Raw genomic sequence first — 13,985 nt, 5'->3', positions numbered from 1 at the left:
AGAAAACATTCAGAACCGCAAGGCCGATCCACATGCCGCGCAGATCGACTACGGATGTTTCGGCAGCCGCGCCGGCTGCGGTGCTTGTCGTCGAACTCATAAGATTTCTCCTTGAATCGCTCTCGAGGGGCTCGCCCCCGAAGCTGACGCAGCTTGCGCGTCACAAGCCGGTTCGACAGCGACTTTGTCGCCGACGCAAAGGAAAAAACGGCTATCCGTCGGCGCAAAAGAAAAGGCCCGGCGCGTGGCCGGGCTCAGACTGTTGAGAAAGTGGCGATGACGCCCCTCGCGCTTCGAGACGCCTGCTGCGCAGGCTCCTCAGCATGAGGAGCTTCTGCATCTGCCTCAAACACTTAGGCCTCATCCTGAGGAGCGAGCGACGCTCGCGTCTCGAAGGACGAGGCCGCCTCGGAGGTTTGTTAAAAGACTGGGCCCGGCGCATGGCCGGGCCCTCTATCGCTTAAGTCGGGGCCGATCAGACCGGCTGCGGCGCGACCCCACCATCGACATCCGGCTCCGGCTTCTGCCCGGTCGTGGGCACAGCCGAGCCGCGCGGCGGCTGCGGCGTCGGGGCGCTCGTGTCCTCGCGCACCGGACGCTTGCCGGTGAGCAGGCCCTTCATCTCCTCGCCCGTCAGCGTCTCGAACTCCAAGAGGCCATTGGCCAGCATGTCGAGCTGCGCGCGCTTCTCGGTCATGATCTGCGTCGCCTTGTCGTAAGCCTCCTGCACCAGACGCCGCACTTCCGCGTCGATCGTCTGCTGCGTCTGCTCCGACAGGCTCTGCTGGCGCCCGAGCGAATAGCCCAGGAACTGCTCCTGCTGCGGCTCGGCGTAAGCCACCGTGCCGAGCTTATCGGAGAAGCCGAGCTGCGTGATCATGGCGCGCGCCACCCGCGTGCACTGCTGAATGTCCGAGGCCGCGCCCGAGGTCACCTTGTCATGGCCGAACACCAGCTCCTCGGCCACGCGGCCGCCCATGGCGATGGCCAGCATCGCCGTGAGCTGCTCGAAGGTCTGCGAGACCTGATCGCGTTCCGGCAGGCCCTGGACCATGCCCAGCGCACGGCCGCGCGGGATGATGGTGGCCTTGTGGATCGGCATCGCGCCGGGGACCGTCAGCTGCACCAGCGCATGGCCGCCCTCGTGATAGGCCGTGAGCTTCTTCTCCTCCTCGGTCATCGACAGGGTGCGGCGCTCCGCGCCCATCATGATCTTGTCGCGCGCGTCCTCGAACTCCTGGTTCGTGACGATGCGCTTCGAGCGCCGCGCCGCAAGCAGCGCCGCCTCGTTGACGAGGTTCATGAGATCGGCGCCCGAGAAGCCCGGCGTGCCGCGCGCCACCACCTTGAGGTCGACGTCCGGCGCCAGCGGCACCTTGCGGGCGTGGACCTTGAGGATCTTCTCGCGGCCGATGAAGTCCGGGTTCGGCACCTGGATCTGGCGGTCGAAGCGGCCGGGACGCATCAGCGCCGGGTCGAGCACGTCCGGGCGGTTGGTGGCGGCGATGAGGATGATCCCCTCATTGGCCTCGAAGCCGTCCATCTCGACGAGCAACTGGTTCAAGGTCTGCTCGCGCTCGTCGTTGCCGCCGCCAAGGCCGGCGCCGCGATGGCGGCCGACCGCGTCGATTTCGTCGACGAAGATGATGCAGGGCGCGTTTTTCTTGGCCTGCTCGAACATGTCGCGCACGCGGCTCGCGCCGACGCCCACGAACATTTCGACGAAGTCGGAGCCCGAGATCGAGAAGAAGGGCACGCCCGCTTCGCCGGCGATGGCGCGGGCGAGCAGCGTCTTACCCGTGCCGGGCGGGCCGACGAGCAGCACGCCGCGCGGGATGCGTCCGCCGAGCCGCTGGAACTTGCCCGGATCGCGCAGAAACTCGACGATCTCCTGCAAATCTTCCTTGGCCTCGTCGACGCCGGCGACGTCCTCGAAGGTGACGCGGCCCTGAGACTCGGTGAGGAGCTTGGCCTTGGATTTGCCGAAGCCCATGGCCCGGCCGCCGGCCCCGCCCTGCATCTGACGCGCCATATAGATCCACACGCCGATGAAGAGCAGCAGCGGCAGACCATTCACGAGCAGCGTCGACAGCCAGCTTGGATTGTCGCCCGCCGGCTTGGCGCTGATCTGCACCTTCTTGGCTTCGAGCTTCTGCACCAGCGACGGATCATTCGGCGCATAGGTCGTGAAGCTGCGATTGTCGCTGAAATGGCCGGAGATTTCATTGCCCGAGATCACGACGTCATGAACGCGGCCCTCGTCGATCTGCACGAGCAGCTCGCTGAACGTGATCTCACGCGCCGGCGTGCGGGTCTGCTGCTGCTGGAACATGGCAAACAGAATGCCTGCGACGGCGACGAAGACGACCCAAGGCAAATATTTCTTCCAATTCGCCTTCATTTGCACCTCCTGGGACGAGACCCGCTGTATCTGGGGGGCGCTTCGTCCGATTATTAGCCCTGCGGCTGAGGGCATAGCCCTCGCCTGCCTGGATATGTGGTTGCCCTCATCCTAGGTCAGGATGGCGAATTAGCCAAATCAGATCCATAATTCGCCTAAGATTCAATTGCTGCAGTGCAGGTCAGGTCATTGAGGCAGCCCCCCGAGCGTGTTCTCGAGCCCAACAACGCAATTTCAGGGCCAGCTCCCGAAGACCCGTGGAAACATCCCCGCGCGTGCGAAAGATTATGAGGTTGCAGATTATTTCTTAGGCATATTTTTGGGCCATTACTCTCCAGCCTAATTTGTAGGCAGCCTCAAAACCCCTGTTTTGCACCTTATTCAAAACAAAGCTTTGGGCAGCCGCTTGATCTGCGTCAGTCCCCACTGGGGATCGTCGTTGCGGCGCGGCGTGCGTCGTTCAGCGTTCATTTCGTTGACGCTCGGCCCGCGACGCTGCCGCTCGGAACGGCGCTCGAATACTCTTTTGGCGTGCATCGCAACAACTTTTCCCGCTTGCGCCTTTCGGGAAAGGGGCGCGTTATTTCGTCGCGCCCTTGATGGAATCCAAAAACAAAAAACCGTCAACGGCAAAGCAAAAGGCAGAGGGAAGCGCCATGAACTCGTTCGCCGCCATCGTCTCGATCCTTGCCGCCGCCGCGGCCGTTACCTTCGCGATTACCGCTTACGTCAACTGATACGGAGACGCGCGTCCATCGGCGGACGCGCGTCGATGATCTCACGGCTCCCGGCGCCGCGGGCGCTCCCTCGGCGCCGCTGGCGTCGCGCGCCCTCCCCTCCGCGATGGGCTTCGCCGCCGACCGCCCGGCTCTCTCGAGCTTTGCGCCAAAGCGTCCACGTCCCTGCGCAAATTTCTCAGCCAGTTGCGGCCCTTCTCATAACGTCGCCGCCGATCGAGCAGCGCGATCAGAAGCGCGCGCTCATCCAACGCGTCGAGCAGAGCGCAGGGATAAAAGCCTTGCGCGTTTGGGCCGCGCGGACGCCGACAGGCGTCCTCCAGCTTCGAGTCGCGTCGCGCCGATCTTTTGAGCGTCACATCCTGAAACATGCTTGGCCTCCTTCGCCGCCGGAAATTCCTTTCGCCTGTGAGGAAAAGGCCGGACCCCGCCGCGCCAGTACGGCCGCCCTGTCCTCAGGTTCGAGCGTGACGCTGCCGCCCGCCAGGCGCCCCACATGCGGATCCCAACCGGGCCCGACTTCATAGAGGACTGCGTAGGTCTCCACGCCGCCGATGGTTTGCGGAGGGCCCAGCGGCTCGCCGGCGCAGCCGACGCGCATCAGCATGCGATGCATGACGCGGTCGTAAACGGTGACGACATGCGTGAGCGCCGCCGCCTTGCCGATTTCGTTGAGCGCCATGCCGAGCTCGGCGGTGGCGCGGCTGATGATCCGCGAGTCGATCCCGACGTCTCCGGTCATTCGCACGGCGAAACGGCTGGACTCCCAAATGAGCGGACTTTGAATCCGCGCACCCTCCGGCAGCAGTTGCGGGAAGGTGTCGTTGAGCATGTTGAAGCCGGTGGTGGGCAAGAGCCTCAGCCCGCCGATGACGCGCTCATTTTCGTCCAGGGACAGGACATAGAGCGGATCGAGCGCGTCATAGCCGTCTATTTCCCAACGGTTGATGACCGTCACCTGCCATTTGAGACGCTCGTAAAAGACGCCGCGCCGCAGCTTGTGCATTTCATCGATAAGACGCGGGAAACGTCCGCGCCACTCTCCGGGTATGATCTTGATCATTTCCCAACCCCGCTTGCGTTTCTGCGGGCGAAAGCTGACTTGAACTTAACTATTTAATCACCTCCCAGAAATGGGAGGTCCGCCGTTATCCGGTCGATTACGTTTCTTCGCGAGCAGATGGTTCGGCTCGTAGGACATACTGATGAGACCGAGCGCGAGCGCCTTCGCCACCGTATGCGTCGTGTTGGCGGTATTGAGCCGGGCGCGCGCAGATTCGAGGTGGAAACGGACCGTATGCGAGCTGATGCCGAGAATGCGGGCGATCTCGTCATCCGTCTTGCCGAGCGCCTTCCAACGCAGACAGGCGGCTTCGCGCTGCGGCAAATGAATAGGGGCTTCCGGCCCAGGCGCGCATGAGCGCAGCGCGGCTGCATGGAAGTTGAACGCCAGCATGACGAGATCGCGCAGCAATTCCTGCTTCAGGGACCGCCAGGCCGCGCCGGTCTCATTGCTCGTAACGGTAAAGAGCGCAAATTCTCCCGCGCGGCCACGCATCGGAATAGAGAGGCCATTCAGGCCCACGTCCAATTCCTGCGCCTCGCCGAAAAATTTTCGGATGACCGGGTCGCTGCGGTCGATCTCCGCCCAGTCGATGGGCAGAAAGCCGCCCAGTCCAGCGCGAACGATCGGGTCGAGATCGACGTAGCCGCTCTGGGCGTAATGCTTCTGCCATTCGCCGGAATAGGTGAGCGCAAGGAGCGGCCGCGCGCCGCCGGGCGTCGGCATGTTCAATGCGGCGTAAGCGCCATTATGAAGCCCCCGCTCCTGCAGGAAACGCTCCATAATTTTCGAGGCTGTTTCAATACGATCGGCCTGAGCCAGCCGATCGATGAGATCGAAGAAATCGTCGCTGTGCATGATGCAAAACGCGGGGTTGCAAAAGAAAGAAAGAGAATATTGCTATTAACTCTACTCTCCAGTTTGAATGTAAACAACGAGAATTGGAGTCCTCTCGCGAATGCTCGGCAGCATCGAAAAAGCCCGGCGTTGCGGCCGGGCTCAAGTTTTTGGCGAAGTCTTTATTGGCTAATGCATTCCGCCAAATCCGGGCGGCGGTCCTCCAAAACCTCCCCCACCGCCATGCGGACCCGGGCCTTCTTTATTCGGCTGGGGATGCGGCGGGGCTGCGGCTGGGCGCGGCGCCGGCGGCGCGGCTTGAGGCGGCGGCGCGGGCGGTTGTCGCATGAAGGCGGCGGGCGGCGTCGGCGAGGGCGCGGGCGGCGGCGCATGCATCGCGGGCGGCGCAATTTGATGCGTCTGCGGCGGCATGCCATAGCCGGGCGGCGGCGCGGCGCGAACATGCGGCGCCGCGCCTTCCGGCCGCGGGGGCATGGCGTCATTCGGAGCGGCCCGCATCGGCGGAACCGCGCCGCGCGGCGCCGTCTCCCGCAAACCGCCCGGAGGCTCCCGCATCGGCGAGGGCGCCATATGGGGCTGTCCGCCCGCCGGACCGCGCATCATCGGCTCATGTGCAGGCTCGATCGCCCGATGCGGCGCCGCAGTCGGGCCGCCGAGGACGCCTTGCGGCGCCGGCGGATGCGGCTGGCCGGGCGCGAGGTTTTTCGGTCCCGGCCCATGGGGCGCCATCGCGCCGGAAGGATCGAGCCCGCGCGCCGGACCTATCGCGGGCGTCCCTCGCGCCGGCTTGTCGCCAACTGTTCCCGCTGGTTCGCCGCCAAGCGGGGGAAGCCCGCCCGACCCAACGGGGGGCGAGGGCGCATGGCGTCCGCTAGCGCCGCCGATCGGCTCGCGGCCAGACGGAAGCTGCTCCGGCTGATGCGCCGCGCCCGGTGCCGCGTTGCGGCGCGCGGGCAAGGCTTGACCCGGCATCTCCGCTGCGGCGGGCGTGTGCCCGCCGGGAGGCGAAAGAGGCGCCGCCTTTTCTGAGGCGCCCAGACCAGCGGCGCCAGCGCCAGCCGGCGTGGGAAGCACCTGATTTTTGAGCGCGCCCTCGGCCGCCGGCGGCGGCGTGAGCGGGGCGCCCGGCTTGCCGACCTGCGGCGCGCCGTTGGGATCGTGGGCCGCGCCGCCTGCGGCCGGCGGAAGCGGCAGAGCATGATCCTTCAACGGCTGGGCGCCCGGCGACGTCGCTCCGGCGGGGCCCGCCGGCAAGGTCGCGGGCGCGCCGATTCCGTGCGGCGCACCGACGGGCGCGTTTGGGTTAGGCGCTCCCGACCCGGCAGGCGGCAGCGCATTTGGCGCGACAGCCGCCGGTGCCGGCGCCAGCGGAGCGGCGCCGATCGGAGCCGCCGGGGCAGCGCCAGCAGGAACGCCTGCCGTCCCTCCCGGCGCCTGTGGCGTCGGTGTCACATAGGCAGGAGCGACCGGCGCCGGCGCTGTTGGAATAGCCCCCGGCGCGCCGACGGGCGGCTGGGCCACGCCGGCGGGCTGGATCGCGTTGCGCTTGGCGATGAAGTTCGGCAGCGCCGCGCCGACGGCGACTGCGGCCGCCCCTACCCCGGCGGCGGTGAGCGTCTCGGTCGAGATCACGCCGCCGCCCGGCTTGCGCACGATGACATTATTGGCCTGCGGGTCCACGACCACGGAGTTGTGAGCATTGGCGTAGATGAAATTATCCGGCGGCGGGGCGATGTAATCGGGCGCCCGCTGCCAGACGGGGATCGGGACATATTGCGGCGCCGGTAGCGCATAGGGCTCCGCGATGACGACGGGCGGCGGCAGGACCACGAAATCCGGCGGCGGCGGCGGCAGCAGATAGACCGGCGGAGGCGGCGGCGGCGCGAAGCCCCACATCGGATCGTCGAAGAAGACGACCGGCTGCTCGACATAGATGATCTCGTCGGGCGGCGGCGGCGGATAATCATAGTCGATCATCGCGAAACGCGGCGGCGGCTCGAGCTCATAGCGCAGCTCGGCAAGGCGACGGCGCGCGTCCCAGGCATGCGGGCCTTTGGGGTAACGACGTAGATAGGTCCAATAGGCGTTGGGCGTATCGACGACGCGCGACCGGCGCCAGGTCAGGGCCTCGCGCCGCGCCGCGAGAATGGCCCGCGCCCGCTTGGCGTAGGGCGCCGCGGGATAGGTCGCCACGTAATCCTGGTATCCCTGCAGCGTGTCGCGGCGGATCGCGGCCGAGAAACCCGCTTCCGGCCCGAGCGCGCTGATCGGCTTCGCCAGCCGCGCCACATCCTCGCTGCGCACAGGCGCATTGGCCTCACGCTGGAAAAACAGGAAATCCGTGTCGACGCGCTGGGAGTTCCACGGGATTTGCGCGCCTTTGGTGACATCCGAAACGCGCAGGCGGGTGTTTTCGAAGACGTCCATGAGCGGGCGGCCGCCGTCGCGGATCATTTCCGCGAGCGCATGGGCGTAGGCGCCATAGTCGCCGGTCTCGCCCGGCGCGATTGTCCCCGGCGCGGCGTTATAGGCCAGCAGCGCCCTGCCCCCCGGCTCATAAAGCGCAAGGCCGCCGGCGAGCGGCTGGCCCGCCAGTTGGAAGGGATTGGCGCGCGCGGCGTCGAGCGCGACAACGGCGAGCTTTGCGCCCGACGCCGTAAGCGGCTTCAAATAGTCGGAGACGCGCAGCGTGCGCATGGGGATGTCGACATCGCGCGCCAAAGCGGCGTCGACCGGCACGAGGTAATTTTCGCCTTCGAGCTGCAGGCCGTAGCCGGAGAAATAGACGAAGGCGACGGCGTCCGGCCCCGCCGCGGCGGCCTTGTCCAGGAAATCTCGGAACGCCTGTTTCAGCGCCGCCTCGTCGAGATCGCGCGCGCCGGTGACGTCGAAGCCCGCCGCCTGCAAGGTCTGCGCGACGAGCCCGGCGTCATTCGCGGCCGTGGGCAGCGGCTTGGCCGGATAGGCCGACTCGCCGATGACAAGCGCAAGCCGCCGTTCGGCGGCCAAGGCGCCTGATCCGGCGGCAAGCGCCAACAGCGCGGCCGCTGCCGCCAAAAGCGCTCGAATTCGAAGCATACTCAATCTCCCCTGGCTCCCCTGGAGTCGCCGACCCGAAGCTTCTTCTTGTTATTCAGCGTCTTCCGCTGAACCTATGCTGAACGATGCGGGGACGCAAAAGGCGGCAGAGCGGTCAGTCACAGCCAATTTCTTGAACAATTTGTGGAATTTTTAAGCGCAAGGCGCCCGTGTGACGATCAAGCGGGCAGGCTGACGCCCTGATAGGCGTCGCCTCGTATAGATATTGCGCAGGCTGGCACGAGCATTGCTGACAAAACGCCCATCCTGCTGGCAATGAAAGCAAAATGCTCGAATGAAGATCATCACCGCCATCATCAAACCCTTCAAGCTCGATGAAGTGCGCGACGCTCTTCTGGCCGTCGACGTCCATGGCATGACGACGACCGAGGTCAAGGGCTATGGGCGCCAGAAGGGCCACGCCGAGATCTACCGCGGCGCGGAATATATGGTCTCCTTCCTCCCGAAGCTGCAAATTGAAATCGCCACGACCGACGACCGCGTCGAGGGCGTCGTCGCGGCGATCCGCAAGGCCGCCTGCACCGGCCATATCGGCGACGGCAAGATTTTCATCACGCCGCTCGAAAGCGCGATCCGGATCCGCACCGGCGAGAGGGACCAGGAGGCGCTGTAGGACGCCGCCTGTAACAGCCGACCGTCATTGCGAGCGCAGCGAAGCAATCCAGAGCGTCATCCCGGCCCTGGATTGCTTCGTCGCTTCGCTCCTCGCAATGACGGCGGCGCCCGAAGAAACGCTCAAAAATCAACCAAGAAGCTGAAAGCCCCCAATGAAGAAACTGTTCTCGGCGCTTGCGGGCGCCCTCATCGCCACCCCTGCCCTTGCGCAGGACGCCCCCAAGATCGACGGCGCCGACACGTCCTTCATGATCGTCGCGACCGCGCTCGTGCTGATGATGACGCTGCCCGGGCTCGCGCTGTTCTACAGCGGCATGGTGCGCAAGAAGAACGTGCTGGCGACAATGGCGCAGAGCCTCATCGCCACGGCGGTCGTCTCGCTGCTGTGGATCGCGATCGCCTACAGCCTCGTCTTCTCCGGCGACGGCCCCTTGATCGGCGATACGGCGCGCGTCCTGCTCTCGGGCGTCGGGATCGACACGGTGAGCCCGCTCGCCAAGACCATCCCTGAAATCCTCTTCATGGCCTATCAGATGACCTTCGCGGTCATCACCTGCGCGCTGGTCGGCGGCTCGGTCGCCGAGCGCATGAAATTTTCCGCCTTCATCGTCTTCAGCGTCGTCTGGCTCTTTATCGTCTATGTGCCCTCGGCGCATTGGGTGTGGGGCGGCGGCTTCCTGCAGAAGATGGGCCTCCTGGATTTCGCCGGCGGCACGGTGGTGCATATCAACGCCGGCGTCGCGGGCCTCGTCTGCGCGCTGGTGATGGGCAATCGCGTCGGCTTTGGGCGCGAGAACCTCTCCCCCTTCGACGTCTCGCTCGCCGTGGTCGGCACCGGGCTTCTTTGGGTCGGCTGGTTCGGCTTCAACGGCGGCTCGGCGCTCGGCGCCAATTCGCGCGCGGTCTTCGCCATCGTCGCCACGCATCTTGCCGCCTGCTCGGGCGCGCTGGTGTGGAGCGGGCTGGAGTGGCTTGAACGCGGCAAGCCTTCCGTGCTCGGCGTCATCTCCGGCGCGGTCGCGGGGCTTGGCACCATCACCCCGGCCTCGGGCTATGTGCTGCCCTGGCACGGCGTGGTCATCGGGCTGATCGCCGGCGGCGTCTGCTATTGGTTCTGCACGGTCGCCAAACACAAATTCAATTATGACGACTCGCTCGACGTCTTTGGCGTCCATGGCGTCGGCGGCATCATAGGCACGCTGATGGCCGGCGTCTTCGCGACCCGCGCGATCACGGCCTCGGACAGCGATCCCGGCGTCGCGGGACTGCTGGAAGGCGACGCGCATCAATTCGTGGTGCAGGCCATCGGCGTCGGCGTGACGATCGGCTGGTGCGCGATCGGGACGCTGATCTCGCTGAAGATCGTGTCGCTCTTCACGAGCCTGCGCGTGACCGGCGACGACGAGCGCGAGGGGCTCGACATCGCGCTGCATGGCGAGGCGCTGCATCATCAGTAGCGGGCCGGTGTATGTAAAAATGGCCCTCTCTCCGGGAAGCCGGTGGGAGGGCCTTCGTTTTTCGACCAACTCCCGGCGCCTATAGCCCCCGCACCTCCGCCGCGCCCATCCTTTTCGCCGCTTTCGCTAGTCGCGCATCGAAGGTCGCGAAGGCCTCGCTCTGCCCCATTTGCGCGAGATGCAGCGCGTCAGCAAAATCCATCCCGGCTTCCGCCCACGCGATGGCCTTCGACAGCGCGCGCGGGTCCTGGATCACGACGGTTTTTAGGCCCGCGAATGCGCGGAAGGCTTTCAGGAGCCGCTCCCGCTCGAACCGATAGGCGCTGCGTAGAACCCATTCGGCTTCGAGCAACACGGTCAACGCCACGAAAATCGTTTCCTGCTCGATCAGCGCCCGCGCCTTCAGCGACTGCTCGGGATCATCCTTCACCAGGAAGCGCACGAGCACATTCGGATCAATCGCGAGCATGACGACGCTTCGCCTCTGCAAGGACGGCGGCGTCCATCTCCTCGATCGTCTTGGCGGGGCCGGCGTATTCGAGCATGCCGAAGACATCCTCGACACGCGTAGGGGCAAAGAGCGGGGCCTCTTTCAGCAAAACGCCCTCGGGCGTTTCCTCTACGGTCAAAGCGGCCCCAGCATCCCAATTCCGGCTTTTTCGGATTGATTTGGGAAGGACAACCTGCCCTTTCGTCGACAGCCGCACCGTTCGCTTTTCGGCGGAACCCATTTGACCACCTCAAAAGTAAGACGCGGTAAGATAGCCCAGATCATGGCGTGGCCGCAATATACGGTATTAAGACACCATAACGCTGGCGCACCTTGTTTTCTGGGCGACACAGACCGAACAATCCATATTATTTGCTTGACCCCCGCCCCCGCATCCCCTATCCACCCGCATCCGAACAGTTCGTTCAGACGGAACTCGCATCCCATGTTTGGCAAGACCTATTCGGCGAAGCCCGCCGACATCGAAAAGAAATGGGTGCTGATCGACGCCTCCGGGCTCGTCGTCGGCCGCCTCGCTTCGCTCATCGCGCTGCGCCTGCGCGGCAAGCACAAGGCCACCTTCACCCCCCATATGGACGATGGCGACAACATCATCGTCATCAACGCCGACAAGGTGGTGCTGACCGGCCGCAAGCGCGACCAGAAGGTCTATCACTATCACACGGGCTTCCCGGGCGGCATCAAGGAGCGCTCGGCCAAGTTCCTTCTCGAAGGCCGTTTCCCGGAGCGCATCCTGGAGAAGGCCGTGCAGCGCATGCTGCCGCGTGGCCCGCTCGGCCGTCAGCAGCTCGGAAACCTGCGCGTCTACAAGGGCGCCACGCATCCGCACGAGGCGCAGAGCCCCGTGACGCTCGACGTCGCCGCCCTGAACGCCAAGAATAGCCGGAGCGCCTGATTATGGCCGAGACCACCCTTTCCTCGCTCGCCGACCTCAATCAGGCGGCCGTCGCCGCCGCGGTCGAAGCGCCGAGATACGAGCAGAAGCTCGACAAATATGGCCGCGCCTACGCCACCGGCAAGCGCAAGAACGCCGTCGCCCGCGTGTGGATCAAGCCGGGCTCAGGCAAGATCACGGTCAACGGCCGCGACATCGAAGTCTATTTCGCCCGTCCGGTGCTGCGCATGATTCTGCAGCAGCCGCTCGGCGTCGCCAAGCGCGTCGACCAGTACGACGTCATGGTGTCGGTCGCTGGCGGCGGCCTCTCGGGTCAGGCCGGCGCGGTGCGCCACGGCCTCGCCAAGGCGCTGACCCATTACGAGCCCGAGCTGCGTTCGGCGCTCAAGAAGGAAGGCTTCCTCACCCGCGACTCCCGCGTGGTCGAGCGCAAGAAATACGGCAAGCGCAAGGCTCGCCGCAGCTTCCAGTTCTCGAAGCGCTAAAGCGACAGGCGCCGCGGCGCCTTCCTCGACACACCGAGGCGACGAAGCCGGGCTCTGCCCGGCTTTTTTGCTTTTATACGAGATCCGCTCGATTGGTTCGTTGTCATTCCCGACGCTCGCAAAGCGAGCGATCGGGAATCCAGAGCCAAACCAGCGCTTTTGGGGCTCTGGATTCCCGGTCGGGCTTCCAGCCCGCCGGGAATGACAAGGCCCCTCACCGAGCGTTTTCCCAAATTTCGGTTACCCTCCGTCGAGCGCGCAGAACTCCAGCGACACGGCAAGCTCTACCTCGGCGCACATTGAACAGGTAAAGTGCCAGCTCCCGGCATGCAGGCGGTCTGCCCGCGGTCAAATTGGAGTAACTGATGAACCCGTTGTTCGTCAGCGTTCTATCCTTCCTCGCTTTCATGGCCTCCTCGCTCGGCGGCCTGTGGCTCGCGCATAATCTGCCCGACACGCAGATGACGGACCGCAATCGCGACCTCATCAAGGAAGCCCGCCGCATGCTGGTGGCGCTCGCGTCGCTGACGCTTGGTCTGATCATCGCTTCCGCGACCACGTCGTTCGAGCAGCGCAGCAATGAGGTAGAGGACAGCGCGTCCAAGATCATCGCGCTCGATTCCACCCTTGCGAAATATGGCGCAGCCGCCAATGAGAGCAGGCAGATGCTGCGTGATCTTGTGAAACGCGGCGTCGAGCGGATCGACATCGCCGCGGCGGAAGGGTTCAATACGGAGAAGACGCGGAAGGGAATCGGCGTCAACAAGCTTCAGTTGAAACTTTTGCAGCTCTCGCCGCAAAACGAGCGTGAAACATGGCTTCGCTCGACGGCGCTCGGCCTCGCGAATGATCTCGGCGCGTATCGTTGGTTGAAATATTCCGGCTCGGATGGGCGGATACAATGGCCGTTTCTAGCCATTCTGATCTTCTGGCTTTGCGGCGTTTTCGTCAGCTATGGAGTCGTGGCGCCGTCCAACGCTACGGCGATCGGCACAATGACGGTGGTGGCGCTGTGCATGGCCATGGCTATCCTATTGACCCTCGACCTCGACACGCCCAATCGTGGCCTGATCAGAATGTCCGCGGCGCCCCTGAATATGGCGCTGGAACAGCTCGGCGCACTCGAGCCGGCAGCAGCGCCCGGCCGACCATGAATGACGAGCGGGGACAGAGCCTTGCGTTGCGCCATCGAAAAACCGTAAGAACTCGCTCGGTTACGATAAAATCAAAGACTGGCGGCGCCTTGCCTTTTTCTCGGCGAGATGGGTCGCCGTCGCCTTCCAACTCAATCAATCTGTCCAGAGCTTGCCCATGCGCCTTTCGATCGTCACGCTCGCCTTCTTCGCCATAGCCGCCCCGGCCCTCGCCGGCGATCCACAAATCATCGGCTCCAAGGACGGCAAGGACGTCGTCACTGTCCGCGTGGGGGAGGCCTCGACCTCGAAACAGGCCCTGCCCTTCTTCCCTGGGATTTCCGGGAAAAACGCCGGCGCCAAGGGGCTGTCTTTGCTCAAGGTGGTCATTCCGCCGGGCGCCTCGGCGCAGGCGCATGTCCACAAGGGCTATGAGTCGGCGATCTATCTGCTGCAAGGGACGGTCGAAACCAAATATGGCGAGCATCTCGAAAAGAGCGTCGTGAATGTCGCCGGCGATTTCATCTACATCCCCGCCGACGTGCCGCATCAGCCGACAAATCTGAGCAAGACCGAGCCGGCCATCGCCATCGTGGCGCGCAATGACGGCGAGGAGCAGGAACATGTGATCCTGCTGCCGAAGAAGTAGAGAAACGATAAGCCGGCATTTCACTGCGCCAACGGCGACCCGTCTTGCGAGCTGTTTTGGAAATCGGGATTCAGTTTGCCGG

At 64.7% G+C, this 13,985-nt stretch carries 13 protein-coding genes; 7 read left to right on the top strand and 6 right to left on the bottom strand.

Annotation, left to right across the window (positions count from 1 at the left end):
• Positions 1-475: 475 nt before the first annotated feature.
• Positions 476-2,401 (bottom strand): ATP-dependent zinc metalloprotease FtsH, encoded by a 1,926-nt coding sequence (gene ftsH, locus JJT62_RS11205; RefSeq protein ID WP_202072829.1) that lies wholly within the window; start codon positions 2,399-2,401, stop codon positions 476-478.
• Between the two features lie 599 nt (positions 2,402-3,000).
• On the opposite strand from ftsH, the gene JJT62_RS11200 reads away from it, so the two are divergent.
• Positions 3,001-3,138 (top strand): hypothetical protein, encoded by a 138-nt coding sequence (locus JJT62_RS11200; RefSeq protein ID WP_202072828.1) that lies wholly within the window; start codon positions 3,001-3,003, stop codon positions 3,136-3,138.
• A 355-nt stretch (positions 3,139-3,493) separates the two neighbouring features.
• On the opposite strand, the gene JJT62_RS11195 is transcribed toward JJT62_RS11200, so the two are convergent.
• From JJT62_RS11195 to JJT62_RS11185, 3 genes are all read right to left on the bottom strand, one after another.
• Entirely contained in the window at positions 3,494-4,201 is a 708-nt protein-coding gene (locus JJT62_RS11195; protein WP_202072827.1) for an acyl-homoserine-lactone synthase, read from the bottom strand.
• 57 nt (positions 4,202-4,258) lie between these two features.
• Complete coding sequence (locus tag JJT62_RS11190) at positions 4,259-5,059, bottom strand: autoinducer binding domain-containing protein (RefSeq protein ID WP_202072826.1); 801 nt, start codon at positions 5,057-5,059, stop codon at positions 4,259-4,261.
• 168 nt (positions 5,060-5,227) lie between these two features.
• Positions 5,228-8,137, bottom strand: a complete 2,910-nt coding sequence (locus tag JJT62_RS11185; RefSeq protein ID WP_202072825.1) for a caspase domain-containing protein — start codon at positions 8,135-8,137, stop codon at positions 5,228-5,230.
• A 295-nt stretch (positions 8,138-8,432) separates the two neighbouring features.
• Between JJT62_RS11185 and JJT62_RS11180 the strand changes: the two genes are divergently transcribed.
• Positions 8,433-8,771, top strand: a complete 339-nt coding sequence (locus tag JJT62_RS11180; protein WP_202072824.1) for a P-II family nitrogen regulator — start codon at positions 8,433-8,435, stop codon at positions 8,769-8,771.
• A gap of 154 nt (positions 8,772-8,925) precedes the next feature.
• The gene (locus JJT62_RS11175) at positions 8,926-10,230 is read left to right on the top strand and encodes an ammonium transporter (protein ID WP_202072823.1); all 1,305 of its coding nucleotides are present in this window, start codon (positions 8,926-8,928) and stop codon (positions 10,228-10,230) included.
• A gap of 79 nt (positions 10,231-10,309) precedes the next feature.
• Here the strand turns inward: JJT62_RS11175 and JJT62_RS11170 are convergent, their stop codons facing one another.
• Both JJT62_RS11170 and JJT62_RS11165 read right to left on the bottom strand, forming a co-directional pair.
• Positions 10,310-10,699 (bottom strand): type II toxin-antitoxin system VapC family toxin, encoded by a 390-nt coding sequence (locus JJT62_RS11170; protein WP_202072822.1) that lies wholly within the window; start codon positions 10,697-10,699, stop codon positions 10,310-10,312.
• On the bottom strand, positions 10,686-10,961 hold the full coding sequence (locus tag JJT62_RS11165; RefSeq protein ID WP_202072821.1) for an AbrB/MazE/SpoVT family DNA-binding domain-containing protein: 276 nt from the start codon (positions 10,959-10,961) through the stop codon (positions 10,686-10,688). The genes JJT62_RS11170 and JJT62_RS11165 overlap by 14 nt, the downstream gene beginning before the upstream one ends.
• A 204-nt stretch (positions 10,962-11,165) precedes the next feature.
• Here JJT62_RS11165 and rplM point away from each other — a divergent pair, with 204 nt between their 5' ends.
• The 4 genes from rplM (at position 11,166) to JJT62_RS11145 (ending at position 13,903) form a co-directional block, all read left to right on the top strand.
• Positions 11,166-11,636: a 50S ribosomal protein L13 gene (rplM, locus tag JJT62_RS11160; protein ID WP_202072820.1), complete on the top strand. Its 471-nt coding sequence runs from the start codon at positions 11,166-11,168 to the stop codon at positions 11,634-11,636.
• A gap of 2 nt (positions 11,637-11,638) precedes the next feature.
• A complete protein-coding gene (gene rpsI / locus JJT62_RS11155) occupies positions 11,639-12,121 on the top strand; it encodes a 30S ribosomal protein S9 (protein WP_202072819.1) in 483 nt (160 codons plus the stop codon).
• 365 nt (positions 12,122-12,486) lie between these two features.
• Positions 12,487-13,275 carry a hypothetical protein gene (locus JJT62_RS11150; RefSeq protein WP_202072818.1) on the top strand — a complete coding sequence of 263 codons (789 nt, stop codon included), beginning with the start codon at positions 12,487-12,489 and terminating at the stop codon, positions 13,273-13,275.
• A gap of 157 nt (positions 13,276-13,432) precedes the next feature.
• Positions 13,433-13,903 carry a cupin domain-containing protein gene (locus JJT62_RS11145; protein ID WP_210340627.1) on the top strand — a complete coding sequence of 157 codons (471 nt, stop codon included), beginning with the start codon at positions 13,433-13,435 and terminating at the stop codon, positions 13,901-13,903.
• Positions 13,904-13,985 lie beyond the last annotated feature (82 nt).

Source organism: Methylocystis sp. Sn-Cys (assembly GCF_016745395.1).
In the GTDB taxonomy this organism is placed as follows: Bacteria; Pseudomonadota; Alphaproteobacteria; order Rhizobiales; family Beijerinckiaceae; genus Methylocystis; species Methylocystis iwaonis.
Note: the sequence above shows the minus strand (reverse complement) of the source record. Positions and strands in the feature narration are given on the sequence as shown.